Genomic DNA, 24,130 nt, shown 5'->3' with positions numbered 1-24,130 from the left:
CCTTCATGACTGACACTGTCTGGGCGCCGGACGGCAGCAGCCTGGTGGTCCACGCGGACAACGCGGACTTCCTCCCCTCGCTGCCGGACGGCGCCTTCACACTTATCTACGTGGACCCCCCGTTCAACACGGGCCGGACCCAGCGGCGGCAGCAGACCACCATGGTGGCCAACGCAGACGGCACCGGCGACCGCGTCGGCTTCAAGGGGCGCTCCTACGACACCATCAAAGGCGCGCTCCACCGCTACGACGATGCCTTCAGCGACTACTGGTCCTTCCTGGAGCCGCGGCTCGTGGAGGCGTGGCGGCTGCTGGCGGAGGACGGCACCCTGTACCTGCACCTCGATTACCGCGAGGTGCACTACGCCAAAGTGATGCTGGATGCGATCTTCGGCCGTGAATGCTTCCTGAACGAGATTATCTGGGCCTACGACTACGGCGCCCGGGCCAAGAACCGCTGGCCCACCAAGCACGACAACATCCTGGTGTACGTCAAGAATCCCGCGAAGTACCACTTCAACAGCGCCGAGGTGGACCGTGAACCGTACATGGCACCGGGCCTTGTCACGCCTGCCAAACGCGAACTTGGCAAACTGCCCACGGACGTCTGGTGGCATACCATCGTCTCGCCCACCGGCAAGGAAAAGACCGGGTACCCGACGCAAAAGCCGGAGGGCCTCATCCGCCGGGTTGTGGCGGCGTCCAGCCGGCCCGGTGACTGGTGCCTGGACTTCTTCGCCGGTTCCGGAACCCTGGGTGCGGTGGCCGCAAAGATGAACCGCAGGTTTGTGTGTGTGGACCAGAACCAGCCGGCCATCGACATCATGGCCCAGCGCCTGGGTGCCCACGCCCAATTCACGTCGTTCCCGCCCAAGTAGGTAGCGCTAAGTGTCGTTTTGAGCCCTGAAAACGACACTTAGCGCTACTTAGTTGGGTCAGAACGGACGGATGACGGAGGTCCCTGACCCCAGTTCCTCGATCCGCGCCAGGACGTCCGGCTCGGTGAGGTTCTCCCCCAGCAGGTTCGGTTTGCCGGTGCCGTGGTAGTCCGATGATCCGGTAACCAGGAGGTCGTGCTTGCCGGCGAGCCGCCGCAGGAACCGGCGCCCTTCTTCCGGATTGTCACGATGGTTGATCTCCAGGCCCGCCAGGCCGGCGTCGATCATCTCCTGGTACACCCGCTCACCTACGATCCTGCCGCGGGAGGACGCCACGGGGTGGGCGAAGACAGGGACCCCGCCAGCGGCACGGACCAGTTCGACGGCGATGGCCGGCGCGGGTGCGTAGTGCTGGATGAAGTAGCGCGAGCGTGAGGTGAGGATAGAGGCAAAGGCCTCGGAGCGGTCCTCCACCACCCCGGCGGCTACGAGGGCGTCCGCGATGTGGGGCCGGCCGAGGGTCGCGCCGGGGGCGACATGGTGGATGACGTCGTCCCAGGTGAGGGGGTAGTCCTCCGCAAGCAGGGTGACCATGCGCTCGGCACGGGTATGCCGCGCGTCCTTGGCCTTGGTGATTTCCTCCAGTAGTCCCGGATGCTTCGGGTCGTGCAGGTAGCTCAGGAGGTGGACGCTGATGCCCTCCTCCGTCCGGCAGGAAACCTCCATCCCGGGGACCAGGGCTACTCCGTGCTCAACGGCCGCAGCAGAGGCCGCATCCCAGCCTGCCGTGGAATCGTGGTCCGTCAGCGCTATGACGTCCAGGCCCGCGCGGGCGGCGGAAGCCATGACGTCTGCGGGATTCTCGGTGCCGTCCGAGACATTGGAGTGGGCATGCAGGTCGATCCTCACCTGTCCAGACTAGTTGACCCGGCGTTCACCCTGCGTATGCCCGGCCGCAACTCCCCGGTACCGGCCGCGCCCACACGGGGCTCCGCCTATTCGCGCAGCCGCGGAGCTGGTGAGACGATGGTGCGGTGAAAGATGCCGAAAACACCCCCACCTCTGCTTCCCAGCCGTTGGAGGAGCGCGTCAACAACCGCTCGCAGCGGCCCAGTTCCGACGCTTTCAGGGCCTTCATGGCCGGCAACTGGGCGCCCGCGAGCCAGGAGCTCCCGGCACGTGACGACGTAGCCGGCTACGCCTCGGCCCGGCGCAGGGCAATCTCCGGACAGTTCAAGGGCGAACGCCTGGTGATCCCCGCCGGCCCGCTGAAAGTCCGCTCCAACGATTGCGACTACCGTTTCCGCCCCCACTCCGGATTCGCGCACCTCACCGGGCTCGGCCTCGACCACGAGCCTGATGCCGTCCTCATCCTTGAACCGGTCGGGGAAGGAAAGGGCGACGACGGCGGCCACCACCGGGCGACGCTCTACTTCCGGCCGCTGGCAGGGCGGGACACGGAACAGTTCTACGCAGACTCCCGGGCCGGCGAGTTCTGGATCGGCGCGCGTCCCACCCTGGCCGAGTTCGAGGCACGCCTTGGCCTGGCAACGGCACACATCGACCAGCTGGAGACAGCCATCACCAAGGACGTGGGCGCCCCGGAAATTGGCGGCATCTCCATCCGCCTGGTCCGCAAGGTGGATGAGAACATCGACGCGCTGGTGGACACCGCCCGCTACAACACGGCCAAGGACCCGGACAACCTGGACCTCGCCGTCCTCGATGCCCTGGACGAAAAGCTGAGCGAAGCCCTCTCCGAACTGCGCCTGCTCAAGGACGACTGGGAGATCGAGCAAATGAAGCTCGCCGTGGCTGCCACCGTTGAAGGCTTCGAGGAGGTGGTGAAAGTCCTGCCGCGCGCCCTCACGCATTCCCGCGGCGAACGCGTGGTGGAAGGCGCCTTCTTCGCCCGGGCACGCGAGGTGGGGAACGAGCTGGGATACGACACCATCGCGGCCTCCGGCAACAACGCCACGGTGCTGCACTGGACCCGCAATACGGGGAAGATCCACGCCGGAGAGCTCCTCCTGCTGGACGCCGGCGTGGAAGCGGATTCCCTCTACACGGCGGACATTACCCGCACCCTTCCCGCCGGCGGCGTGTTCACCGACATCCAGCGCAAAGTGTACGAAGCGGTGCTTGACGCGGCCGACGCCGGGTTCGCCGCCGCGCAGCCCGGGGCGAAGTTCCGCGACATCCACACCGCAGCTACCACCGTCCTGGCCGAGCGGCTTGCGGAGTGGGGGCTCCTCCCGGTGACGGTGGAGGAGGCCATCAGTCCCGAGGGCCAGCAGCACCGCCGGTGGATGCCGCACGGCACCAGCCACCACCTGGGTCTGGACGTCCACGACTGTGCCCAGGCCAAACGGGAACTTTACCTGGACGGCATCCTCACCGAAGGAATGGTCTTCACCATCGAACCCGGCCTGTACTTCAAGGCCGAGGACCTGGCGATCCCGGAGGAATACCGCGGAATCGGCGTCAGGATTGAGGACGACGTCCTGATGACCGCCGACGGCCCGGTCAACCTGAGCGCTGCCCTGCCGCGCAAGGCCGAGGACGTGCAGGACTGGATGGCGGGCATCTACCGCGAAGCCGACGGAGCCCCGGAAGCGTAAGCAAAGACGAAAAAGCGGGGCTGCCGGAACACATGTTCCGGCAGCCCCGCTTTTGTTTGCCCGTCAGGCCGCTGCGGGCTATTGCCGCGGCTCGCCCGGGTGCTGCTCAGGAGCGTGCCCAGGTGCATCCGGCTGGCCGTCAACCCGCTGCCCCTGCGTGGCCTGCTGGCCGGCGTCCGGGTGGCCTGCGTCAGCGGTGGGCTCCTGGGGCAGCCGGACTCCGTACTGCGGCCGGCCGTCCGGCAGGTCCGGGTACCGTACGGCCCGGGCCGGGGCGGGCTGCTCCGGCTGCTGCGCAGCAGCCGGGCCCTGGTCCTCCTGGACAGGATGTGCCTGGGCGGAGGACCCGGAAGACTGCTGGCCGTAAGGATCGTTCCAGCCCGAGGGACGGGCCGGACCCTGGCCGGGCTGGTTCTGCTGGTAGGGCTGGCTCTGGTAGTCGCGCTGGGTGTAGGGACCACCGCCGGCGGCCGCATCCGAGCGGGTCATCGGCAGCTGCTGGAGCAGGCGCCGTGCCTCGTGGGCGGCCTCGGGCGACACCACGACGTCGTAGCTGGTGGCCACCACCTGGTTGGTGGAGGTGAAGTCGCGCTTGCCGCGCTGCATGGCGTAGGTGACGATGCCGAAGAGCATAAAGAACGCTGCGCCCATCAGCACCGAGGTAAGGATGGAGAAGTACCCTGGCGACGGTGCGAAGAAGGACAGCATGACACCCACGAACAGGCCGAACCACATGCCGCTCAGCGCTCCGGAGAGTGCCACCCTGGGGTAGCTCAAACGGCCGGTCACCCGCTCCACCATCTTCAGCTCGTTGCCTACGATGGACACCATGTGGACGGGGAACTGCTGGTCCGCAAGGTAGTCCACGGCCTTCTGGGCATCCAGGTAGGACGTGTAGGAACCCACGGTATCGCCGGTGGGAACGGCCCGGGCTTCATCCATCCCGCCGGGCCCGCCGGCCTTGGGAGCACCAAATATGTTTGCCATACCCCCATTCTTGCCCATGAGCATGTGTGCTGCCTGTAAATTCAGCTAAAAGAGAGCAGACTCGGTAGCCTGTAGGAGTGAGCACAACTCCTACCCGCGTCTTCGTGGCGCGCCTTTTGGGCCTCGACGTCTTCGACCCGCTGGGCGACCGGCTGGGCCGGCTGCGCGATGTTGTTGTGCTGTCCCGGGGAACGCAGGGCGCACCGCACGTGGTGGGTATCGTCGTCGAAGTCCCCGGCAAGAAGCGCGTCTTCGTGCCCATGACGCGCATTACCTCCATCGACCAGACCCAGATCATCTGCACCGGGCTGGTGAACCTGCGCCGCTTCGAGCAGCGCGGCGCCGAAACACTGGTTGTGGCCGAGATGTTCGACCGCCGTGTCACCCTGCGGGACGGCAGCGGCGACGCCACCATCGAGGACATCGCCATGGACCAGCACCGCTCCCGCGACTGGTTCGTCAGCAAGCTCTTTGTCCGGCGCGGCCATTCCCTCTCCCCGCTCAGCCGGCTCCGCCGCAACGAAACCCTGATCATCGACTGGGCCGACGCCCTCCAGGGTCCGCGCACGGAGCCGCAGGCCGCCACCCAGTTCGTGGCCAACCATGAGGACCTCAAACCAGCAGACTTCGCAGAAGCACTGCAGGAGATGAGCGACAAACGCCGTTTCGAGGTGGCCAGCGAGCTGCAGGACGAACGGCTGGCCGACGTCCTCCAGGAGCTCCCGGAGGACGACCAGGTGGAGATCCTCTCCGCCCTTGACGTGCAGCGCGCAGCCGACGTGCTGGAGGAGATGGATCCCGACGACGCCGCCGACCTCCTCGGCGAGCTGCCCTCCGCCCAGGCGGAGGAGCTGCTTCAGCTGATGGAGCCGGAGGGCGCAGAGGATGTCCGGCGCCTGCTGGAGTACGACGAGGACACCGCCGGTGGTCTCATGACCCCGGTGCCGGTGATCCTTCCTCCCGAGGCCACGGTTGCCGAGGCCCTGGCCCACGTGCGCAGGGAGGAACTGTCCCCGGCGCTTGCCTCCTCCATCTTCATCGCCAGGCCGCCGCTGGAAACGCCCACCGGCCGTTTCCTGGGTGTTGTCCACATCCAGCAGCTGCTCCGGTTCCCGCCGTTCGAGCCGCTCGGCAACCTGGTGGACAAGAACCTGGAACCCCTGTCGGACCAGGCACACATCAGCGAAGTGGCGCGGACGCTGGCTACCTACAATTTGAACTCCCTCCCCGTGGTCAATGACGCCGGCCGGCTTGTGGGGGCGGTGACTGTTGATGACGTTTTGGATCATCTGTTGCCGGATGATTGGCGCGCCCATGATGGCGAAGCCCCGATAAGAAGGCTTGGTGGCCGTATTGGCTGAGAGCAGCGCACCAAAAAATCCGAACCAGCGGACTCCCGCCAGGAAGACGGCGGACAAGGGCAGCCTGGACACGCCGCTGAGCGGCCGCCAGCGGATCCTGCCCAAGTTCTCGCCGGATCCCGATGCCTTCGGCCACGCCACGGAGGGCTTTGCGCGGTTCATGGGCACGCCGCAGTTCCTGGTCTACATGACGGTCTTCGTGGTCATCTGGCTGGCGTGGAATACTTGGGCACCGCTCGAGTGGCAGTTCGATTCCCGCGCGCTCGGTTTTACCCTGCTGACGCTGATGCTGTCCCTGCAGGCCTCCTACGCCGCGCCGCTGCTGCTGCTGGCCCAGAACCGGCAGGACGACCGCGACCGCGTGTCGCTCCAGCAGGACCGCCAGCGCGCCGAGCGCAACCTGTCCGACACTGAGTACCTCACGCGGGAACTCGCCTCCCTGCGGATTGCGCTGCGCGAGGTTGCCACACGTGACTACGTCCGTGCCGAGCTCCGTTCGCTGCTTGAGGACATGCTGGAGGCCCAGGAGGAGCTCCGGACCCATGATCCCTCCGGCCAGGGGCAGCATGAATCCCCCCGCGACAAGGTCAAGGAAAAACTCAAGGAACAGCGCGACCGGCAACGGAACCCCCGCACCCAGCAGATCCCCCGGGTCAAGCCCGGCCATTCCACCCAGGACCGTTAATGAGCGAACCCATTGCCAACACTGCGTTGGCTGAGGCAGTCAACGCTGCCCTGGCCACGGTCATCGACCCCGAGCTCCGCCGCCCCATCACCGAACTGGGCATGGTGGAGTCTGTCGCCGTGGACGACGCCGGCCGGGCCAGCCTGGTTGTCCTGCTCACCATCTCCGGCTGCCCCCTGCGGGAGACCATTACGGCAGATGCCACGAACGCGCTGCTGGCAGTTCCGGGAGTGGCCGCCGTCGACGTTGAACTCAAGGTGATGACCCAGGAACAGCGCGATGCCCTCAAGGAGCTGCTCCGCGGCCAAGGAGGCCAGCGCGGCATCCCCTTCAACGAGCCTGGTTCCCTGACCAGGGTCTACGCGGTGGCAAGCGGCAAGGGTGGGGTCGGGAAGTCCTCGGTGACCGTCAACCTGGCCTGTGCCCTTGCAGCGCAGGGCCTGCGCGTCGGCATCGTGGACGCGGACGTCTACGGCTTCTCCGTCCCGGGACTGATGGGCATCACGCAGCAGCCCACGCGGGTGGACGACATGATCCTCCCCCCGGTCGCCTACGGGGTGAAGGTGATCTCCATCGGGATGTTCGTCAGCGGAAACCAGCCTGTGGCCTGGCGCGGACCCATGCTGCACCGCGCCCTTGAACAGTTCCTCACCGACGTCTATTTTGGCGATCTGGATGCCCTGTTCCTCGACCTGCCGCCCGGCACCGGTGACATTGCTATCTCCGTGGCCCAGCTGCTTCCGAAGGCGGAAATCCTGGTGGTCACTACGCCGCAGGCTGCTGCCGCGGACGTCGCCGAGCGCGCGGGAGCCATCGCCACGCAAACGGGCCAGAAGGTGGCGGGCGTCATCGAGAACATGTCTTACCTGGAAATGCCCGACGGCGGCAGGATGGAATTGTTCGGCAGCGGCGGCGGGCAGGTCCTCGCCGAGCGGCTGACGGCAACGGTGGGGGCAGAGGTGCCGCTCCTGGGCCAGATTCCGCTGGACATCCAGCTGCGTGAAGGCGGGGACACCGGCGTGCCAATCGTCCTCGGCCAGGCCGGCACACCGGCCGCGGCGGCGCTGTCAGGTATCGCCGGACAACTGGCGGCAAAACCCCGTGGACTGGCCGGGATGAAACTGGGCCTTCAGCCGCGCTGAGCCGGCGGCAGCCGGGAAGGGTGCAGAAAGAGCAACTGTCGGGGAGCTGCTGTGCGCGCAGCCGCTGCTAGGTGGCTTCGGTGTCGAAAGGTGCAGCCTCGCCCGGCGGCAGTGACTGGAGCACCCGTTCCGGCCGCCTCGGCGCGGCATCCGCTGCCACGGCGGCGGCCCCGGATACTGCCGCCACAGCGGCCGGCGCGCCGGCGCTGACGGGTTTGGAGTCGTCGTCGAGGAGCGCCTCTTTGATGATGCGGCGGGGGTCGTACTGCCGGGGGTCGTATTTCTTCCAGTCGACATCATCGATGTCGATGCCGACTTCTTCCTTGATCTGCTCGCGGGCACCGGACGCCATGCGCCGGACTTCCTTGACCAGGTTCGCAAGCTTCTGGGTGTATTCGGGCAGCCGCTGGGGGCCGATCACCAGAACGCCAATGATCAGCAGAAGAAAGAACTCCGGGCCGTTGATTCCAAACACTTTAGGAAGATTACCCTCTCCGGGCTGCCAGTGACGATTTCAACCCGGGGCCCGGGAGAACTGCCTGCGCTAGGGGACGAAAAAGGCCACGATCCGGTTGGCCCCGCGCTGCAGCCGCGTCGTGAGCGGTTCCCCGCCCGCTTCGGCAGAAGGCGGGATTCCGGCGGCAACGCCTTCTTCAGCCCTGGTGCCCATGCGCTGCAGGATGGGAACGGCGTCATCGGCCCGTTCCGCCGGCAGGTCGGACTCGTAAGTAAAGCTGTGCCCTGGCGTCAGGTAGGTTGCAGACCACGGCGAAGACTGCCACACGCGCAGGTTGTTCCCGGCCGCACCGGCTTCCCCGTCCGCAGCACCCTTCTGTCCGCCGGTATCCTGACCGTCACCGACCTGTTTGGGGAGCCGCTGTTCAGTCACAGTGGCGTAGTGGGCCCCGTCGGTCAGCCTCAGCTCAACCGCCGGATGCCCGTTGAGCACCGTGGCCTTTGCCGATTCAAGGTGGAAGCCCATCGCTTCAAGTTCCGGGCAGGCCCAGCCTTCGGAACGCAGCCGGGTGAGCTGTTCAGCGTTCAGCAGCCTGCCGTCCGCCGGCGTCTGGGATGACACCTGCGAGAAGGCGGCGGGGTTTCCGGTGGCATCCCCGGGCAGGGGGTCCCCTGCAGCCGCAAAGGCACCTGCAGCCAGGACCGCCGCAGCGGCCGTGCTGCCCCCGGCGGCCAGCGCCAGGACCCGGACAGCCGTGCGCGGCGATGCAGGCCGCTGGGCGGGACGGTGCGGGACGGCAGCCAGTTCCTGCGTCCGTGCCAGCAGACGGGCCGTCAGGTCATCGCTGGCGGGAGGGATGGGGGCATCGCGGAGCCGCTCCAAATACTGGCGTTCCCGCCGCAACGCTGCAGAGCATTCGTGGCAGGACTGGAGATGGCTGCGCGTGCGCTGGTGCCTGCGTCCGAATGGAGTCCGGGACCTCATGCGCCGTTCAGAGGATACCGGCGATACGCGGCATGGACAGTTTGCGGCGCGACTGCTGGGGACGCGGATCCCGGTGTGCCAGCTTCTCCCGAAGCATGGTCCGTCCGCGGTGGATCCGGGAGCGGACAGTGCCCAGCTTGACGCCGAGCGCTTCCGCCACTTCGTCGTAGGACAGGCCTTCGAGGTCGCAGAGGACGACGGCGGCGCGGAAGTCCGGCGGTAGTTCCTCCAGCGCAGCCTGGACATCCACGTCGAGGTTGTTGAGCTCGAAGCTCTGTTCCGGACCCGGTTCACGTCCGGGAAGCCGGGATTCGGCATCCTCGGCGAGGGCATCGAACCTGATCCGGGTTTTCCGCCGTGCCTGGTCCAGGAAGAGGTTGGTGGTGATCCGGTGCAGCCAGCCGTCCAGCGTGCCCGGCTTGAAGTTCTCCAGCGAGCGGAAGACGCGGACAAACACCTCCTGGGTGAGGTCCTCGGCGTCGTACTTGTTGCCCGTCAGGCGGTAGGCCAGCCGGTAAACCTTCGCCGAGTGGTTGGTGACCACTTCTTCCCAGGTGGGACGCACCCACTCGGCCTCAGGATGGTTTGTTGCAGGGACAGGTGCCACAACTGAAGATGACATCGTCCACTCCCCTCGTGGAATACTAACGCCCGGATACTGTTGACATCTCTGATTCGGCGCCGGTCACCTTTTGGATGAGCGGATATTAATCATTTCAAACTTGTCTGGGAATTTCCTGATTGTGGAAAAGTTCAGCCATAGGCGCAACCGCCTGCCTCCCCTGCCGTTGCCATCGGACACAGTAGGCTGTAGAGGACATTCCCTGCCGCCCAGAAAGCGAAACCCATGAGCGCCGACAAGTCCACCAGCTGGTCCTATGCAGAAGATCTTCCTGCTGAGGATGAGGTCATGCTTCGGGCCAGGGAGCGCTCCTTCGAGCTCGGTGTGACGCCCATTGGCCCGGGAGTGGGAGCAGTCCTCACCGTGCTGGCTGCCGCGTCCAAGGCCCAGACCGCCGTCGAGATCGGGACCGGGGCTGGAGTGTCAGGTGTGTGCCTGCTCCGCGGCCTTGGCCCACAGTCCGTGCTCACCACCATTGACGTGGACGTAGAACACCTTCGGGCGGCGCGGGAGGCATTCTCCGAGGCGGGCAGCCCGGCCAACCGCACCAGGACCATTTCCGGGCGGGCGGGCGACGTCCTCCCCCGGCTGACGGACCGCGCCTACGACCTCGTCTTCATTGACGCCGACAAGCCCGGACTTCCCGGATATGTGGAACAGGCAATCCGGCTCCTGAAGCCCGCAGGGCTGCTGATCGTGAATGACGCGCTGGACAAGGACAAGGTGGCCAACCCGGCAAGCCGCGAAGCCACCACCGTGGTCCTGCGCCAGGTGGGCAAGGCCATACGCGACGACGACAGGCTTGCTTCAGCCATGCTTCCCACCGGCGATGGCCTGCTGGTGGCCGTGAAGAAGTAGCGATTCGAAAAAGGCAGGGCCCGCAGCCTGGTGGCTGCGGGCCCTGCCTTGTCACGATTATTCGGTAACGCCGACCAGGCATTCCTTGAGGTTGGCTGCCTCAGCAGCGTTCAGCTCGACCACCAGTCGCCCGCCGCCTTCGAGCGGGACGCGCATGATCAGGCTGCGGCCCTCCTTGGTGACTTCCATTGGGCCGTCGCCGGTGCGTGGTTTCATAGCCGCCATGAGGAATTCCCCTCCATTTAGTCCCAGGACTGATCAGCCCGGGCGGGCTGTGTCCGCATGTAGATCAAGCTGCCACGGCGGAGTGGTTGGTCACCGCCCGGGCTGCGCGTATTCTGAATGCTTTTTGTCCTTGCTTACTTACTATTATCGCGGAATTACCCGCACGTAGCTAATCGATGGACATTTCCGGCGTCGTGGTATTTCAGCCCTGACCTGCGCGAAAGCCCCAAAGGCTAGGGTGGATAATCCCCACCGCCGGGCAATTGCGCCCATGCCCACAGCCACACGATCCAGACGATCTGCAGCAGCAGGAACATGAGGACCACCGTCCCCCGGTAAGCCCGCGACCTGGAAACCAGGGCAGCTCCCAGTGCCAGCGGAAACAGCGGCAGCAGCATGCGGAAAGTACTGGTCTGCGGGTGCAGGAACACCACCAGGTACCCCATGTAGCAGGCACACCACAGGCGGAGTTCGACGCCGATCTGCCGTACGGGGGGAAGGAAAAGCATGGCGGCGAAGAGTGCCACGAAAATGAAGGGCGCCAGCACCCCCAGTACCGGTCCGAAAAGGTTGATGCCCGTGTCGAACCAGGGCTTGAACGGCACCAGGTCGTGGCCGCGCCAGGCTGTTTCGGTTCTTGTGTAGGCCTGGATGTCTCCGGTGGCCGCCCACGCCGCCGCGGGCCAGGCGAGCGCCATCGCGCCTCCGACGCAGGTCAGGACAGCAAGGGCCGCGAGGTCACGGGCTGAATGGGCTCCTTCCCGCGTCCCGGCATCCGATATGGCGGCACCGAATGCGGCATTACCGAACCGACCTTTGCCGAAGCGCACCCAGAGACGGTGCAGGAGAAGCAGCCCCAGCATGGCCGCAAAGGGAACGCCTACTGGACGGGACAGGCACAGGAGCACCACCACCGGAACGGCCCAGAGGTACTGTCTCCGGACCACCAGCAGCAACGCTGCCGCGAGGAGCAGCAAGGACAGCGGTTCAGCATACGGCACCTGCAGGACGGCAGCGACAGGGAAGGTAGCGAAGAAAACCACGCCCCAAAGCGCCGGTGCGTGGGAAGCCTCGTGCCGGAACAGGACGTAGACAACCAGCGCCGCTCCCCAGCCCGCAAGCATGGCGATGAGGGTCAGGGCCGCCGTGGGGGCCATGCCGGTGAGGCCGCTGAGTCCTCCGGCCAACGCTGGAAACAAGGGATAGAAGGCCCACGTGTTTTCCTGGACATTGCCTGCCGCATCAGTCGGCAGCACGGAGGGGTAGCCCCCGGCAATCACCTGGGCGTACCAGCGCGCGTCCCAGATGTTGATGAAATTCCAGTAATCAGGCTTTGCCGGAAACCAGGGATTGGGACCCTGGTGGAGGGCAGCGGCCATGAAAATGCAGGCGCTGACAAGGCGGGCAGCCATATAGACGGCGGTGGCCTGTAGCCACCACGGCCAGCCCCGAAGAGCCGTTCCCGCCCGCCCGGCCACCCCTTGAAGCGACGGGAGCAGGCCTGGGCGGCGACGAGCCACTGTGCTCACAGCGTGTTCTTTCCAGCGGACGCGGTCCCGCCGGGTTCAGCAGTGCCGGCTTCCCGCAGGGCCCGCAGCTCAGCCCGCAAGGCGTCAATCTCCTCCTGTTTGGAGGCGAACTGGTCCCGCAGCTCATCCAAAACCTGGTCCACCTGGTCCATCCTGTAGCCACGGAGGCCAAGGGAGAAGCGCACACGGTCCACATCCTCCGGCGCGGCCTGGGCGGGCAGCAGGACAGGGGGAAGGTTGGCAGGCGGCTGCTCGAAGCCGCCGTCCAGCAGGACAGGCAACGGACCATTGCCTGTCCTGCCGGAACGCAGGCCAAGGCCCACCCAGAAAACCGCCCCGACCAGCCCTATGGCCAGGAAAACCAGAAAGAAACTCACCATTCCATCGTGCCAGACCGGGTGGCTGCTGCCAGTCCGGACACCCGCGCGGCCGGTTACTCCGGCCGCTGCTCTCCCTTGAAGGAGGGAGTAACGGCCCCGTGGAGCACGCGGTCCACGGCCTCGGCGGGATCGTCAACCACCTGGATCAGGTCCAGGTCCTTCTCGGAGACCATGCCCTCAGCCACGAGGGTGCCCCTGATCCACTCGATCATGGGACCCCAGAAGTCAACGCCGAGGAGGACAATCGGGAACGATGTCACCTTCCGCGTCTGGACCAGCACCATGGCCTCGAACAGCTCATCGAGTGTTCCCAGCCCGCCGGGCAGGACGATGAACCCCTGGGCGTATTTGACGAACATGGTCTTGCGGGCGAAAAAGTACCGGAAGTTGATGCCCAGGTCCACCCACTGGTTCAGGCCCTGCTCGAACGGCAGCTCGATCCCCAGGCCCACGGACACGCCGTTGCCTTCCACGGTGCCGCGGTTGGCAGCCTCCATGGATCCGGGACCGCCGCCGGTGATGACGGCAACACCGGCCTCCGCCAGTTTCCGCCCCACCTCCACGCCCATCTCGTAGTAGGGGCTGCCGGGCTTGGTGCGTGCTGAACCGAAGACGCTCACGGCCTTGCCGATGTCCGCCAGGGCACCAAACCCTTCCACGAACTCGCTCTGGATGCGCAGGACCCGCCAGGGATCGGTGTGGACGAACTGCCCGGGGCCCTTGGTGTCGAGCAGATGCTGGTCCGACATCTCCACGGCCGCCTGTTTGCGGCGCAGCTCAAGGGGCCCCTTGCGGCGTGGCTGGGAATTTCTTGCCGGATCTGCACTGATGCTCATTCCCCTAGGCTAACCTGCCGGCGGGAGGTATCTCTTGAATCACGATCCGCAGGAACATGGGGTGATTCGCGTCATAAGCCGGTGTTGTTCGCTAGATTCTTCCTATGACTACTCATGTGCCCGGCGATGCCCTCGTCTCCCTGAACGCCGTAAACAAGCATTACGGCCAGCTGCACGTACTGAAAGACATCAACCTCCAGGTCCGCAAGGGCGAGGTTGTTGTGGTCATCGGACCTTCAGGCTCCGGTAAGTCCACCCTTTGCCGCGCCATCAACCGCCTGGAAACCATCGAGGGCGGGACCATCAGCATCGATGGAAAGGTCCTCCCCGAGGAAGGCAAGGAGCTGGCGCAGCTGCGTGCCGACGTCGGAATGGTCTTCCAGTCTTTCAACCTCTTCGCCCACAAAACCATCCTCGAAAACGTGACCCTCGGGCCCATCAAGGTCAAGAACGTCCCGAAGGCAACCGCGGACAAGGACGCAATGGCGCTCCTCGAACGCGTTGGCGTGGGGCACCAGGCCCCAAAGCTTCCGGCACAGCTGTCCGGCGGCCAGCAGCAGCGCGTCGCGATCGCCCGGGCGCTGGCCATGAAGCCCAAGGTCATGCTCTTTGACGAGCCCACCTCGGCGCTCGACCCGGAAATGATCAATGAGGTCCTGGACGTCATGATCCAGCTGGCCAAGGAGGGCATGACCATGATCGTGGTCACCCACGAGATGGGCTTCGCCCGCAAGGCTGCGGACCGCGTCGTCTTCATGGCGGACGGCCAGATCGTTGAGGACGCCACCCCGGAGGAGTTCTTCACCAATCCGAAGAGCGACCGCGCCAAGGACTTCCTGTCCAAGCTCCTCACCCACTGATCCACCCGGACAAACATCCAAGTTCGCACCCAGGCCGTGACCCACGGCCGCAATGAAAGGAATGTCATGAAGGCATTTATGACCCGGCGGAAGTCATTCTTCGTGGCGGCTACCGCCGCCCTCGCCCTGTCCCTGAGCGCCTGCGGCGGAGGCGGCACCGATGCCGGAGGCGATCCCTCGGTTGCTGCAGAGCCCACCTTCGCTGCCGGCACCACCATGGAAAAGCTCGCCTCGGCCGGCACCATCAAGATCGGCACCAAGTACGACCAGCCCCTCTTCGGCCAGGTGGGCCTGGACGGCAAGCCCATCGGCTTCGACGTGGAGATCGGCAAGCTCATCGCGGCCAAGCTGGGCATCCCGGCTGACAAGATCGAATGGTCCGAGACCGTTTCCGCCAACCGCGAGCCGTTCATCGAACAGGGCAAGGTCGACCTGGTCATCGCCACCTACACCATCAACGACAAGCGCAAGCAGGTTGTCAGCTTCGCAGGGCCGTACTACGAGGCCGGCCAGGCGCTGATGGTCAACGCAGACAATGACACCATCAAGACCCCCGAGGACGTCCGCGGCAAGAAGGTCTGCTCAGTAACCGGCTCCACCCCCGCAGCCACCATCGTGGACCAGTACGGAGCGGAACTCGTTCCGGCTGCAACCTACTCCGCCTGCCTTGAGCCGCTGCGCAACAAGCAGGTAGAGGCCGTTACCACGGACAACGTGATCCTGGCCGGCTTCGTGGACAAGGAACCGGAAGCCTTCAAGCTCGCCTCCGATGAGACCTTCACCAAGGAGCCCTACGGCATCGGCCTGAAGAAGGACGACACCGAGTTCCGCAACTGGATCAACGACCAGCTGGAATCCTTCGAAGAGGACGGGTCGTACAAGAAGGCATGGGAAGACACTGCGGGCTCCGTCATCAAGACTGCCCCCGAGCTGCCCGAGATTGACCGTTACTAAGTAACCCCAGTGGTTGCCGGGGCTGCTCCGCGGCCCCGGCAACCGCCGTCTCCGCTTCCGTCCACGCCCACATCCAAAGGATCCTATGGACGTCATTCTTGAGAACCTTCCCCTCTACTGGAACGGTTTTCTTCGCACGCTTTTCCTCTCCGCCGTTTCCGGCGTCATCGCACTGGTACTCGGCACCCTCCTCGCGGCAGCCAGGGTTTCCCCCGTGGCAGCGCTCCGCGGATTCAGCACGGTTTACGTGGAGGTCCTCCGGAACACTCCCCTGACCATTGCCTTCTTCTTCGCGGCGATTGTCCTTCCCCGGCTCGGAGTGAAGTTCGAGCAGTTCGAAATTGCCGCCATCATTGCACTCAGCACCTACACCGCAGCGTTCATCGCCGAAGCTGTCCGCTCCGGTGTCAACAGCGTCCCGGTGGGCCAGGCCGAAGCGGCCCGCAGCATTGGCATGAACTTCGGGCAAGTCCTGAACCTCATCATCCTGCCGCAGGCCCTGCGGACGGTGGTCCCGCCGCTCATCAACATCCTGATCGCCCTGGTCAAGAACTCCTCGGTTGCCGGCGCATTCTTCGTCCTGGAGCTGTTCGGCTACGGCCGGCAGCTGGCAAACGCCAACGGTGACGCCGTCATCCCCGTCCTGCTGGGCGTTGCATTCTTCTATCTGCTCCTCACCGTTCCGCTGGGCATCCTGGCCAGCACGGTGGAACGAAAGGTGGCGATTGCCCGATGAGCTCAGTCCTCTACGACGTGCCAGGCCCCAAAGCCCGGCGCATCTCCCTGATCGGATCCATCGTGGGTTCGCTGCTGATCCTGGGCCTGCTGGCCTGGATCATCATGACGTTCGCGCAGCAGGGCATCTTTGAAGGGCGCCGCTGGCAGATCTTCACCCGGGCCGATGTGTGGATGCTCCTGGGCAATGGCCTGGGCGCAACCCTCAGCGCTGCAGCCCTCGCGGCTGTCATCGCCTTCCCCCTGGGTCTGCTGCTCTGCCTGCTGCGCATCTCGGATGCAGCCTTCATCCGGATCCCCACCCGGGTGGTGCTGGAATTCCTCCGCGGCATGCCGGTTGTCCTGATGATGCTGTTCGTCCTGCTGGGCTTTGGCACGTCGCCCTTCATTGCTGTTGTTACCGGCCTGGTGCTGTACAACTCGGCAGTGTTTGCCGAAATCATCCGTGCCGGTATCCAGTCGCTGCCCAAGGGGCAGCGCGAGGCCGGGCTTGCCATCGGCCTCACCAGCTTCAAGTCACGCATGCTGATCGAGCTTCCGCAGGCGGTCCGGCGCATGATGCCGTCCCTGGTGGCGCAGATGGTGGTGCTCCTCAAGGACACCTCGCTCGGCTACATCGTGGCGTACGGCGAGCTCCTTCGCGCCGTGCAGGTCATGGCAGACTTCCTGGGAACGCAGTTCCTGTTCCCGATCTTCTTCGTGGCGGCAGCCATCTACATCGCCATCAACATCCTCGTTTCGAGGATCGCGGTGTGGATCGAGAGGCGCGGATCCAAGAAGGCAGCCGGCGGTGTGGCCAAGGCCGAACCCGAAGCTGCCGAAGCACCCGTTCCCTGATAGTCCTCCCTAAATGACGATGGCCCGGACCAACTGGTCCGGGCCGTCGTTCTTAAGTTCAGGTTGCCAACCACTTCCGCAGCGCCGCCAGGCACGTGCGGATGGCGTCTGCGTGCACGTGTTCGTTGTCCTTGTGTGCCAGCAAGGGATCACCCGGACCGAAGTTCACCGCCGGGATGCCCAGTTCGCTGAAACGGGCGACGTCGGTCCAGCCGTATTTGGGCTTCGGCTCGGCTCCCACGGCGGAAACGAAGGACGCGGCGGCCGGATGGTGCAGACCGGGCCGGGCGCCGGCGGCAGCATCGGTGCGGACAACGTTGAAATCTGACAGCAGGTCCCGAACGACGGCCTCGGCCTGGTCGGGGGTTTTATCCGGGGCGAACCGGTAGTTGATTTCCACCACGCACCGGTCCGGGATCACGTTCCCGGCCGTCCCGCCATTGATCTTCACGGCATTGAGGCTCTCGCGGTACTCGAGTCCGTCCACGGTGATGGTCTGCGGTTCGTAGCTGGCCAGCCTGGCCAGGATCGGTGCCGCGGCGTGGATGGCGTTGCTGCCCATCCACGCACGGGCGGAGTGGGCTGCCTCCCCCACCGTGGTCACCTCAAACCTGCTGGTGCCGTTGCAGCCGCCCTCCACCGTGCCGTGCGTCGGTTCCAGCAGGATGGCGAAGTCACCGCGGAGCAGGTGGCCGTGGTTGCGGACCAGGCGGCCCAGACCGCTCTTGACGGCTTCCACTTCCTCGTGGTCGTAGAACACAAAGGTGACGTCCCGCTTTGGCGAGGCGCCGTCGTCGAACATTGTGGCCGCCAGGGCAAGCTGCACCGCAACGCCGCCCTTCATGTCGGTAGCGCCACGGCCGTACAGGATGCCCTCCCCCGGAACGCCCGACTCCCAGCTGGAGGGAACGGTCCCTTTCGCATCACCTGCCAGGGGCAGCGGCACGGTGTCGAGGTGTCCTGCCAGGATGACGCGTTCGGGAAGGCCCAGATCGGTGCGGGCGATGATCGAATCGCCGTCCCGGAGAACGCTCAGCTGGGGAACTGCCAACAGGGCCGCTTCAACGGCGTCCGCAAGTTCCTTTTCGTGGCCGGACACGCTGTTGATGTCCATAATGGCGGCGGTGAGGCACGCAACATCCTGGCGGAGGTCGAGCTGCAGGGTGGAAGGCTGGGGTGTGGTTTCGGCAGTCACGAAGCCAGTCTAGTTCGGACCCTGTCCCCGCCCGTCGATAGACTGGGGCCATGACTGAGACTGCTTCTTCTGCCGTGCCCGAAACCTCGCATGCATCCACCGACCACCGCTCCGCCTACGGCTTCGGCGTGGCCACCGTTTCCACCGCTGATGCCAGCGTCCTGGATGTATGGTTTCCCGCTCCGGCGCTTGGTGTCGCCGCCGAAAACCTTCGTTCCGTCGAGAACGCGGATGCATCGCTGACCAGCATCGCCGAGAATGGTGCGGACCAGGACCGCGGCACCGAGCAGAAGGTGGTTTTTGCCCAGATCCACCTCGATGAAGCCCCGGCCGACACCGCCGATGCCTACCTGCGCCTGCACCTCCTCTCGCATCGCCTGGTCCGGCCCAATACCATCAACCTTGACGGCATCTTCGGCAAGCTGCCCAACGTTGTGTGGACAAACTTCGGCCCCGCCGCAGTGGAAGGCTTTGAGCTCACCCGTGCGCGGCTGCGGCGCCGCGGTGCCGTCACCGTCTACGGCATCGACAAGTTCCCGCGCATGGTGGACTACGTTGTGCCTTCCGGAGTGAGGATTGCCGACGCCGACCGGGTGCGGCTGGGTGCGCACCTGGCCGAAGGAACCACCGTGATGCACGAAGGGTTCGTGAACTTCAACGCCGGCACCCTGGGTACGTCGATGGTGGAAGGCCGCATCTCTGCGGGCGTGGTCACCGGCGACGGCAGCGACGTGGGCGGCGGCGCCTCCATCATGGGCACGCTGTCCGGCGGCGGCAAGGAAAAGATCACCATCGGCGAGCGGGTGCTGCTGGGGGCGAACTCCGGCGTGGGCATCAGCATCGGCGACGACTCCGTGGTGGAGGCAGGCCTGTACGTCACGGCCGGAACCCGGGTCCGCGTGCCCGGGCCCAAGGACGAGGTGGGCGAGGACACCACAAAGATCGTTAAGGCTGCCGAACTGTCCGGTGTGCCCAACCTGCTGTTCCGCCGCAATTCCACCACGGGCGCGGTGGAGGTCCTCCCCCGCCAGGGCCAGACCGTGGAGCTGAACGACGCCCTCCACGCCAACTGATCATTCCATGGCACGAAGACGCGGACTGCGCCGCCTCACAGTACTGGTGCTGGCCTTGGCACTGGTGGCAGGCGGCGTTTACTCGGCCGTCTTTTTCCTGCAGCGCTCCGAAACACTCGTTTCGGAGCGCTGCAGGGCCGTTATTGGCGAGCGAACCTCGGAACTCGCCCCGGACCAGGCCGTCAACGCTTCCCTGATCACCGCCGTGGCGGTGCAGCGCGGGCTTCCACCGCGGGCTGCCAGCATCGCCCTCGCCACCGCCATGCAGGAGTCCAAACTCCGGAACATTGATCACGGGGACAAGGCCGGCCCGGACTCCCGCGGGCTGTTCCAGCAGCGCCCCTCCCAGGGATGGGGAACCGAAGCACAGATCATGGATCCCTACTACGCCGCGAACGCCTTCTACGACGCCTTGGTCAAAGTTCCAGGCTACGAGTCACTTGAGATCACGGACGCAGCCCAGCGCGTCCAGCGCTCCGCCTACCCCACCGCCTATGCCCAGCACGAGGAGATGGGGCGAACCTTTGCTTCCGGGCTGACCGGCCAGACGCCCGAAGCCGTCCGGTGCACCCTCCGCGCGCCCGGCACCGGCGGGGATACCGCCGCGTTGTCAGCGGAACTCAGCCAGGCCTACGGGCCGCTGGGGACGGCTGTTGAGGGTGAAACGCTGGTGGTGGACGCTGCCGGCAGCCAGGCCTGGTCCGTGGCGCAATGGGCGGTTGCCAACGCCAAAGGCTTCGAGGTCACGCAGGTGGACGTCGCCGGCCGGAGCTGGAACCGGGAGGCCCGGGACGGGTGGCAGGCCTCTGCGGCCACGGACGGACAGGTTCGGATCACGGTGGCGGCGGACGGGACCGGCAGCTGAACGGCTGCCGCAGGAATACTGCCCCGTGGCTGCCGGCGGCCTGCTGCCGGATGGAGGTCCCTAGACGAGGATCTCAACCACCGGCTGCACGTAACTGCGGAAGAGCTCAGGCTCGGCCATCAGCCGGTTGCTCATAATGATCTTGTCCGGCTCCAGGTACCAGGCCCGCTGCTCGTTCAGCGGAAGCTCGATGATGGTCAGCTTGAAGTCACGGGAATCGCGGCCAACCTCCATCAGCCTGTCGTCCACCAAGTCCTCCAGCAGCTGGTCCGCGCCGCTGGCAGCACGCTCCGCCTCAATTTCCGCGTATTCGCTCCTGCGCTCCCGGGCCCAGGTGAGGGCGGACCCGAAGTGGGCCTGGAGCACGCGCTGCAGGGCAGGAGAATTGCCAAAGGCGTCGAAGTCCGGCGGCGACAGCTCGGGAGACGTCTGGGGATGTGCCTTGAGCAGTTGCTCCCACCATGCCTCCCACTCTGTCTTGAGGGCACTCAGGCCGCCGACGTCCGCGGTCAAGTGTGAATGATCGGCGCTGCGTACCTTGGGCGCTGCGTGGGACAGCGCGGGGTGCCCTGCGCCGTCGAGCCCCGCAGTATCCCGGACGAACAGGGCTATCATCATTGGCCCCGACGTGTCCGCGGTGATTTGCCACCTGGTACCGCTTGTCTGATACATCCGACGTCCTTCCGTCGCGTGCCCTTGCCGGGAGGGGCGATCCGGTAGCGCCCCCGGCTCCCAGTCTATTCCCCCTGACGCCCACGTTAGTGGCAGTCATCACATCCCGTCGAGGTGCTGTTCCAGGACGTCCACGCACATTTCCCGGGTCATCCATCCGGGCTGCAGCAGGGCGTGCATGCACAGCCCGTCCAGGGTCGCGAGCAGCCGCTCGGCTTCCACCACCAGGCTTTCCTTCGGCTCGTACTCGGGCCTCAGGGCGCTGATGACCCTGCCCACGATGACGGCCACCTCCCGGTGGCTACGGTCTGCCTCAGCGGCAAGGAACGGGCGGACCCTCGCGGCATTCCGGAACGCCATCCAGGCGCACACCTCAAGCGCCCGGGGCCCGTCCAGGGGCAGCAGCCCGCACAGGAGGGTTAATATGGCCGCGCGATGCTCAGGGGTACCGGGTTCCGCCGCGTGCACGTCAGGCATGGATGCCTCCAGGCGGCGCACGATGCGGTCCACCACAGAGGCGAAGGCGAATGCCAGCAATTCCTCACTACCCGCGAAATAGTGGCGGACAGAACCCACAGCCAGCCCGGCTTCGTCCGCCGTTTCCCTGAGGGAAGCCCGTTCCAGCCCGTCACCGGCGATGATGCGTAGGACTGCTTCAACAACGTCCTGGCGCCGGGCTTCGGCATCTACGATTTTTGGCACTCCTCCTATTTAGCACGGATGTGCTCCATTGGACGGTCCGGCATGCCGCGCCGCCGCCGTGACCTGCTGCGCCTCACCGTGGTTCAGGTGGGCCCTGCCCGGCATCCGGAACACGGCGGCGGCAGCCGGTGTCCTTGGGATAGCGTTAGAGGCATGAAAATTCTGGTCACCGGGGGCACCGGCTACATTGGTTCCCACACTGTTCTATCCCTGCAGGAAGCCGGCCATGATGTGGTGGTTATCGACAACCTGGTCAACTCCAGCGAGGAATCGCTCCGCCGGGTTGCCGAACTCAGCTGCAAGACCGCGGACTTCCACCACGTGGACCTGGTGGATGAGGCCGCCGTCGAGCGTGTCTTCGCCGCCAGCCCCATTGACGCGGTGATCCACTTTGCCGGGCTGAAAGCCGTTGGCGAATCCGTCCGTGAGCCGCTCAAGTACTACCACAACAACCTGGTGGGGACCCTGAACCTCATCCGGGTCATGGACCGCCACGACGTCCGGTCCATCGTCTTCAGTTCCTCGGCCACCGTCTACGGCGAGCACAACCCCATTCCCTATGTGGAGAAGATGGAGATCGGGGCCAACAACCCGTACGGCCGCACCAAGGAGCAGATCGAGGACATCCTCTCGGACCTGGGTGCCGCTGACACTCGCTGGCACATAGCCCTGCTGCGCTATTTCAACCCGGTCGGCGCCCACCCCTCCGGCCGGATCGGCGAGGACCCCCAGGGCATTCCCAACAACCTGGTTCCCTTCATCGCCCAGGTGGCAGTCGGCCGCCGCGAGAAGCTGATGGTCTTCGGCGGCGACTACGACACCCCGGACGGCACCTGCCTGCGCGACTACATCCACGTTGTGGACCTTGCCGAGGGGCATGTGGCCGCGCTGAACTACGTTGCGGACCGCACCGGCGTCTTCCGCTGGAACCTGGGCTCGGGCAAGGGCTCCTCCGTCCTGGAGGTGCTCCGGTCCTTCGAGAAGGCCGTCGGGCAGCCGATCCCCTACGAGATCACCGGCCGCCGCGCCGGCGACCTACCCGCCTTCTGGGCTGACGCCACCTCCGCGCTGGCGGACCTCAGCTGGTCCACCACCAAAACCGTTGACCAGATGTGCGAGGACCACTGGCGCTGGCAGAAGAACAACCCGCAGGGCTACACCTCCTGATCTCCCCCATCGATTGCTCCGTAGGTGTCGTTTTGACGACCCAAAACGACACCTACGGAGCAATCGATGGTGATTAACGACGTCGGCCGCCCATCTTTGGAAGGTGGGCGGCCGCCGTCGTAATTGCAGGGATTGATCCGGGGAGTTAGCGGACCGGGTAGTCCCGTTCCGGCTCGCCGATGTAGAGCTGGCGCGGGCGGCCGATCTTGGTGTTCGGGTCGCTGATCATTTCGCGCCACTGGGCGATCCAGCCGGGGAGGCGGCCGATGGCGAACAGTACCGTGAACATCTTCTCGGGGAAGCCCATGGCCTTGTAGATCAGGCCGGTGTAGAAGTCCACGTTCGGGTAGAGCTTGCGCTGGATGAAGTAGTCATCGTTGAGCGCCTTCTCTTCCAGGCGCAGGGCGATGTCCAGTAGTTCGTCGTTGCCGCCAAGCTTGCTGAGGATCTCGTGGGCCGTGGCCTTGACGATCTTCGCGCGCGGATCGTAGTTCTTGTAGACGCGGTGCCCGAAGCCCATGAGGCGGACGCCGTCTTCCTTGTTCTTCACCTTCTCCATGTAGTCCTCGGGCTTCGTGCCGTCGGCCTGGATCTGGCGGAGCATCTTGAGCACAGCCTCGTTGGCGCCACCGTGGGCGGGACCGAAGAGCGCGTTAATGCCGGCGGACACCGATGCGAACAGGTTGGCGTTGGACGAGCCCACCAGGCGCACGGTGGACGTTGAACAGTTCTGTTCGTGGTCCGCGTGCAGGATCAGCAGCAGGTCCAGCGCCTTGGCAATGACCGGGTCGACTTCGTACTGCTCGGCCGGCAGGCCGAAGCTCAGGCGCATGAAGTTTTCCACGAGGTTGTGGGAGTTGTCCGGGTACAGCATGGGCTGGCCGATGGACTTCTTGTGCGCGTACGCCGCGATCACCGGCATCTTGGCCATCAGGCGGATCGTGGAAACCTCCACCTGCTCGGCGTTGAACGGGTCCAGCGAGTCCTGGTAGAACGTGGACAGCGCGGACACCGCCGAGGACAGCACGGGCATGGGGTGCGCGTCGCGCGGGAAGCCGCTGAAGAAGCCCTTGAGCTCTTCATGCAGCAGGGTGTGGCGGCGGATCTTCTGGTCGAACTCTTCCAGCTCCGTGGGGCTGGGCAGGTTGCCGTAGATCAAAAGGTAGGACACCTCGAGGAAGCTGGAGTGCTGGGCCAGCTGCTCGATGGGGTACCCGCGGTAGCGCAGGATGCCAGCATCGCCGTCGATGTAGGTGATGGCCGAAGTCGTGGCTGCCGTGTTCATGAAGCCGGGGTCAAAGGTGACTGCGCCCGTCTGCTTCAGCAGTTTGGAAACGTCGTAGCCCTCGTTTCCTTCAACAACCTGGATGCGCGGCAGCTTGAGCTCGCCTCCTGCGTGGTGCAGGGTGGCCGCATTGTTGGTCTCAGTCATGGAGTCCCCTTCATGAGGCTTCTGGGCCTCTGTCGAAAGCTTGATCCAACATCAGGTGAGCCGCGCACGAAGC

General features: G+C 65.4%; 26 protein-coding genes. 13 read left to right on the top strand and 13 right to left on the bottom strand.

Annotation, left to right across the window (positions count from 1 at the left end):
* Window positions 1-5 precede the first annotated feature (5 nt).
* On the top strand, window positions 6-878 hold the full coding sequence (locus IEX43_RS07515) for a DNA-methyltransferase (RefSeq protein ID WP_188809726.1): 873 nt from the start codon (window positions 6-8) through the stop codon (window positions 876-878).
* A gap of 57 nt (window positions 879-935) precedes the next feature.
* Here the strand turns inward: IEX43_RS07515 and IEX43_RS07510 are convergent, their stop codons facing one another.
* Window positions 936-1,787 (bottom strand): PHP domain-containing protein, encoded by an 852-nt coding sequence (locus IEX43_RS07510; RefSeq protein WP_188809725.1) that lies wholly within the window; start codon window positions 1,785-1,787, stop codon window positions 936-938.
* A 125-nt stretch (window positions 1,788-1,912) separates the two neighbouring features.
* On the opposite strand from IEX43_RS07510, the gene IEX43_RS07505 reads away from it, so the two are divergent.
* The gene (locus tag IEX43_RS07505; RefSeq protein WP_188809724.1) at window positions 1,913-3,499 is read left to right on the top strand and encodes an aminopeptidase P family protein; all 1,587 of its coding nucleotides are present in this window, start codon (window positions 1,913-1,915) and stop codon (window positions 3,497-3,499) included.
* A 78-nt stretch (window positions 3,500-3,577) separates the two neighbouring features.
* Here the strand turns inward: IEX43_RS07505 and IEX43_RS07500 are convergent, their stop codons facing one another.
* Entirely contained in the window at window positions 3,578-4,486 is a 909-nt protein-coding gene (locus IEX43_RS07500; RefSeq protein ID WP_188809723.1) for a general stress protein, read from the bottom strand.
* Between the two features lie 77 nt (window positions 4,487-4,563).
* Between IEX43_RS07500 and IEX43_RS07495 the strand changes: the two genes are divergently transcribed.
* From IEX43_RS07495 to IEX43_RS07485, 3 genes are read left to right on the top strand one after another with little or no spacing between them, the layout of a single operon-like run.
* Window positions 4,564-5,847 carry a magnesium transporter MgtE N-terminal domain-containing protein gene (locus IEX43_RS07495; RefSeq protein WP_066277496.1) on the top strand — a complete coding sequence of 428 codons (1,284 nt, stop codon included), beginning with the start codon at window positions 4,564-4,566 and terminating at the stop codon, window positions 5,845-5,847.
* Window positions 5,831-6,532, top strand: a complete 702-nt coding sequence (locus IEX43_RS07490) for a DUF1003 domain-containing protein (protein WP_174176464.1) — start codon at window positions 5,831-5,833, stop codon at window positions 6,530-6,532. The genes IEX43_RS07495 and IEX43_RS07490 overlap by 17 nt, the downstream gene beginning before the upstream one ends.
* Window positions 6,532-7,674: an Mrp/NBP35 family ATP-binding protein gene (locus IEX43_RS07485; protein WP_188809722.1), complete on the top strand. Its 1,143-nt coding sequence runs from the start codon at window positions 6,532-6,534 to the stop codon at window positions 7,672-7,674. The genes IEX43_RS07490 and IEX43_RS07485 overlap by 1 nt, the downstream gene beginning before the upstream one ends.
* 67 nt (window positions 7,675-7,741) lie before the next feature.
* Here the strand turns inward: IEX43_RS07485 and IEX43_RS07480 are convergent, their stop codons facing one another.
* From IEX43_RS07480 to sigE, 3 genes are all read right to left on the bottom strand, one after another.
* Complete coding sequence (locus tag IEX43_RS07480; RefSeq protein ID WP_188809721.1) at window positions 7,742-8,149, bottom strand: Sec-independent protein translocase family protein; 408 nt, start codon at window positions 8,147-8,149, stop codon at window positions 7,742-7,744.
* Window positions 8,150-8,218: 69 nt separating this feature from the next.
* On the bottom strand, window positions 8,219-9,115 hold the full coding sequence (locus tag IEX43_RS07475; protein ID WP_229666351.1) for an anti-sigma factor: 897 nt from the start codon (window positions 9,113-9,115) through the stop codon (window positions 8,219-8,221).
* A 7-nt stretch (window positions 9,116-9,122) separates the two neighbouring features.
* Window positions 9,123-9,737 carry an RNA polymerase sigma factor SigE gene (gene sigE, locus IEX43_RS07470; protein ID WP_104185060.1) on the bottom strand — a complete coding sequence of 205 codons (615 nt, stop codon included), beginning with the start codon at window positions 9,735-9,737 and terminating at the stop codon, window positions 9,123-9,125.
* A gap of 225 nt (window positions 9,738-9,962) precedes the next feature.
* On the opposite strand from sigE, the gene IEX43_RS07465 reads away from it, so the two are divergent.
* Window positions 9,963-10,595, top strand: a complete 633-nt coding sequence (locus IEX43_RS07465) for an O-methyltransferase (RefSeq protein WP_104185061.1) — start codon at window positions 9,963-9,965, stop codon at window positions 10,593-10,595.
* 57 nt (window positions 10,596-10,652) lie between these two features.
* Here the strand turns inward: IEX43_RS07465 and IEX43_RS07460 are convergent, their stop codons facing one another.
* The 4 genes from IEX43_RS07460 to IEX43_RS07445 form a co-directional block, all read right to left on the bottom strand.
* The gene (locus tag IEX43_RS07460; RefSeq protein WP_009357720.1) at window positions 10,653-10,820 is read right to left on the bottom strand and encodes a DUF3117 domain-containing protein; all 168 of its coding nucleotides are present in this window, start codon (window positions 10,818-10,820) and stop codon (window positions 10,653-10,655) included.
* A gap of 233 nt (window positions 10,821-11,053) precedes the next feature.
* On the bottom strand, window positions 11,054-12,349 hold the full coding sequence (locus tag IEX43_RS07455; RefSeq protein WP_188809720.1) for a hypothetical protein: 1,296 nt from the start codon (window positions 12,347-12,349) through the stop codon (window positions 11,054-11,056).
* Window positions 12,346-12,729, bottom strand: a complete 384-nt coding sequence (locus IEX43_RS07450) for a DivIVA domain-containing protein (protein WP_192044118.1) — start codon at window positions 12,727-12,729, stop codon at window positions 12,346-12,348. Before IEX43_RS07450 ends, IEX43_RS07455 begins: the two co-directional genes overlap by 4 nt.
* Before the next feature lie 53 nt (window positions 12,730-12,782).
* The gene (locus IEX43_RS07445; RefSeq protein WP_104185063.1) at window positions 12,783-13,565 is read right to left on the bottom strand and encodes an LOG family protein; all 783 of its coding nucleotides are present in this window, start codon (window positions 13,563-13,565) and stop codon (window positions 12,783-12,785) included.
* 104 nt (window positions 13,566-13,669) lie between these two features.
* Here IEX43_RS07445 and IEX43_RS07440 point away from each other — a divergent pair, with 104 nt between their 5' ends.
* From IEX43_RS07440 to IEX43_RS07425, 4 genes are all read left to right on the top strand, one after another.
* Window positions 13,670-14,425, top strand: a complete 756-nt coding sequence (locus tag IEX43_RS07440; protein WP_188727622.1) for an amino acid ABC transporter ATP-binding protein — start codon at window positions 13,670-13,672, stop codon at window positions 14,423-14,425.
* A 66-nt stretch (window positions 14,426-14,491) separates the two neighbouring features.
* Window positions 14,492-15,379 carry a glutamate ABC transporter substrate-binding protein gene (locus IEX43_RS07435; protein WP_188809718.1) on the top strand — a complete coding sequence of 296 codons (888 nt, stop codon included), beginning with the start codon at window positions 14,492-14,494 and terminating at the stop codon, window positions 15,377-15,379.
* Between the two features lie 85 nt (window positions 15,380-15,464).
* Window positions 15,465-16,115: an amino acid ABC transporter permease gene (locus IEX43_RS07430; RefSeq protein WP_102974984.1), complete on the top strand. Its 651-nt coding sequence runs from the start codon at window positions 15,465-15,467 to the stop codon at window positions 16,113-16,115.
* Complete coding sequence (locus tag IEX43_RS07425; RefSeq protein WP_188809717.1) at window positions 16,112-16,951, top strand: amino acid ABC transporter permease; 840 nt, start codon at window positions 16,112-16,114, stop codon at window positions 16,949-16,951. Before IEX43_RS07430 ends, IEX43_RS07425 begins: the two co-directional genes overlap by 4 nt.
* A gap of 58 nt (window positions 16,952-17,009) precedes the next feature.
* On the opposite strand, the gene dapE is transcribed toward IEX43_RS07425, so the two are convergent.
* The gene (gene dapE, locus IEX43_RS07420; protein ID WP_188809716.1) at window positions 17,010-18,146 is read right to left on the bottom strand and encodes a succinyl-diaminopimelate desuccinylase; all 1,137 of its coding nucleotides are present in this window, start codon (window positions 18,144-18,146) and stop codon (window positions 17,010-17,012) included.
* A gap of 50 nt (window positions 18,147-18,196) precedes the next feature.
* Here dapE and dapD point away from each other — a divergent pair, with 50 nt between their 5' ends.
* Both dapD and IEX43_RS07410 read left to right on the top strand, forming a co-directional pair.
* Window positions 18,197-19,219, top strand: a complete 1,023-nt coding sequence (gene dapD, locus IEX43_RS07415) for a 2,3,4,5-tetrahydropyridine-2,6-dicarboxylate N-succinyltransferase (RefSeq protein ID WP_188809715.1) — start codon at window positions 18,197-18,199, stop codon at window positions 19,217-19,219.
* A gap of 7 nt (window positions 19,220-19,226) precedes the next feature.
* Entirely contained in the window at window positions 19,227-20,084 is an 858-nt protein-coding gene (locus IEX43_RS07410; protein ID WP_188809714.1) for a hypothetical protein, read from the top strand.
* Window positions 20,085-20,144: 60 nt separating this feature from the next.
* On the opposite strand, the gene IEX43_RS07405 is transcribed toward IEX43_RS07410, so the two are convergent.
* Both IEX43_RS07405 and IEX43_RS07400 read right to left on the bottom strand, forming a co-directional pair.
* The gene (locus tag IEX43_RS07405) at window positions 20,145-20,756 is read right to left on the bottom strand and encodes a hypothetical protein (RefSeq protein ID WP_188809713.1); all 612 of its coding nucleotides are present in this window, start codon (window positions 20,754-20,756) and stop codon (window positions 20,145-20,147) included.
* A 99-nt stretch (window positions 20,757-20,855) separates the two neighbouring features.
* A complete protein-coding gene (locus IEX43_RS07400) occupies window positions 20,856-21,458 on the bottom strand; it encodes a TetR/AcrR family transcriptional regulator (RefSeq protein ID WP_188809712.1) in 603 nt (200 codons plus the stop codon).
* Window positions 21,459-21,611: 153 nt separating this feature from the next.
* Between IEX43_RS07400 and galE the strand changes: the two genes are divergently transcribed.
* A complete protein-coding gene (galE, locus tag IEX43_RS07395) occupies window positions 21,612-22,625 on the top strand; it encodes a UDP-glucose 4-epimerase GalE (RefSeq protein ID WP_188809711.1) in 1,014 nt (337 codons plus the stop codon).
* A 145-nt stretch (window positions 22,626-22,770) separates the two neighbouring features.
* Here galE and IEX43_RS07390 read toward each other — a convergent pair whose 3' ends face one another.
* Window positions 22,771-24,057, bottom strand: a complete 1,287-nt coding sequence (locus IEX43_RS07390; protein ID WP_066277559.1) for a citrate synthase — start codon at window positions 24,055-24,057, stop codon at window positions 22,771-22,773.
* Window positions 24,058-24,130 lie beyond the last annotated feature (73 nt).

Origin of the sequence: Pseudarthrobacter polychromogenes (assembly GCF_014644495.1) — a bacterium.
Lineage (GTDB): Bacteria > Actinomycetota > Actinomycetes > Actinomycetales > Micrococcaceae > Arthrobacter > Arthrobacter polychromogenes.
The sequence above is the reverse complement of the archived record's forward strand: the minus strand, read 5'-3'. Positions and strand labels throughout refer to the sequence as shown.

What these genes read in the sequence shown, in the direction of transcription:
- IEX43_RS07390 (WP_066277559.1), bottom strand. Translation starts at nt 24,057, where the DNA reads ATGACTGAGACCAACAATGCGGCCACCCTGCACCACGCAGGAGGCGAG.
- IEX43_RS07410 (WP_188809714.1), top strand. Translation starts at nt 19,227, where the DNA reads ATGGCACGAAGACGCGGACTGCGCCGCCTCACAGTACTGGTGCTGGCC.
- IEX43_RS07450 (WP_192044118.1), bottom strand. Translation starts at nt 12,729, where the DNA reads ATGGTGAGTTTCTTTCTGGTTTTCCTGGCCATAGGGCTGGTCGGGGCG.
- IEX43_RS07425 (WP_188809717.1), top strand. Translation starts at nt 16,112, where the DNA reads ATGAGCTCAGTCCTCTACGACGTGCCAGGCCCCAAAGCCCGGCGCATC.
- galE (WP_188809711.1), top strand. Translation starts at nt 21,612, where the DNA reads ATGAAAATTCTGGTCACCGGGGGCACCGGCTACATTGGTTCCCACACT.
- dapD (WP_188809715.1), top strand. Translation starts at nt 18,197, where the DNA reads ATGACTGAGACTGCTTCTTCTGCCGTGCCCGAAACCTCGCATGCATCC.
- IEX43_RS07515 (WP_188809726.1), top strand. Translation starts at nt 6, where the DNA reads ATGACTGACACTGTCTGGGCGCCGGACGGCAGCAGCCTGGTGGTCCAC.
- IEX43_RS07405 (WP_188809713.1), bottom strand. Translation starts at nt 20,756, where the DNA reads ATGTATCAGACAAGCGGTACCAGGTGGCAAATCACCGCGGACACGTCG.
- IEX43_RS07435 (WP_188809718.1), top strand. Translation starts at nt 14,492, where the DNA reads ATGAAGGCATTTATGACCCGGCGGAAGTCATTCTTCGTGGCGGCTACC.
- IEX43_RS07500 (WP_188809723.1), bottom strand. Translation starts at nt 4,486, where the DNA reads ATGGCAAACATATTTGGTGCTCCCAAGGCCGGCGGGCCCGGCGGGATG.
- IEX43_RS07460 (WP_009357720.1), bottom strand. Translation starts at nt 10,820, where the DNA reads ATGGCGGCTATGAAACCACGCACCGGCGACGGCCCAATGGAAGTCACC.
- sigE (WP_104185060.1), bottom strand. Translation starts at nt 9,737, where the DNA reads ATGTCATCTTCAGTTGTGGCACCTGTCCCTGCAACAAACCATCCTGAG.
- IEX43_RS07430 (WP_102974984.1), top strand. Translation starts at nt 15,465, where the DNA reads ATGGACGTCATTCTTGAGAACCTTCCCCTCTACTGGAACGGTTTTCTT.
- IEX43_RS07485 (WP_188809722.1), top strand. Translation starts at nt 6,532, where the DNA reads ATGAGCGAACCCATTGCCAACACTGCGTTGGCTGAGGCAGTCAACGCT.
- IEX43_RS07445 (WP_104185063.1), bottom strand. Translation starts at nt 13,565, where the DNA reads ATGAGCATCAGTGCAGATCCGGCAAGAAATTCCCAGCCACGCCGCAAG.
- IEX43_RS07475 (WP_229666351.1), bottom strand. Translation starts at nt 9,115, where the DNA reads ATGAGGTCCCGGACTCCATTCGGACGCAGGCACCAGCGCACGCGCAGC.
- IEX43_RS07465 (WP_104185061.1), top strand. Translation starts at nt 9,963, where the DNA reads ATGAGCGCCGACAAGTCCACCAGCTGGTCCTATGCAGAAGATCTTCCT.
- IEX43_RS07440 (WP_188727622.1), top strand. Translation starts at nt 13,670, where the DNA reads ATGACTACTCATGTGCCCGGCGATGCCCTCGTCTCCCTGAACGCCGTA.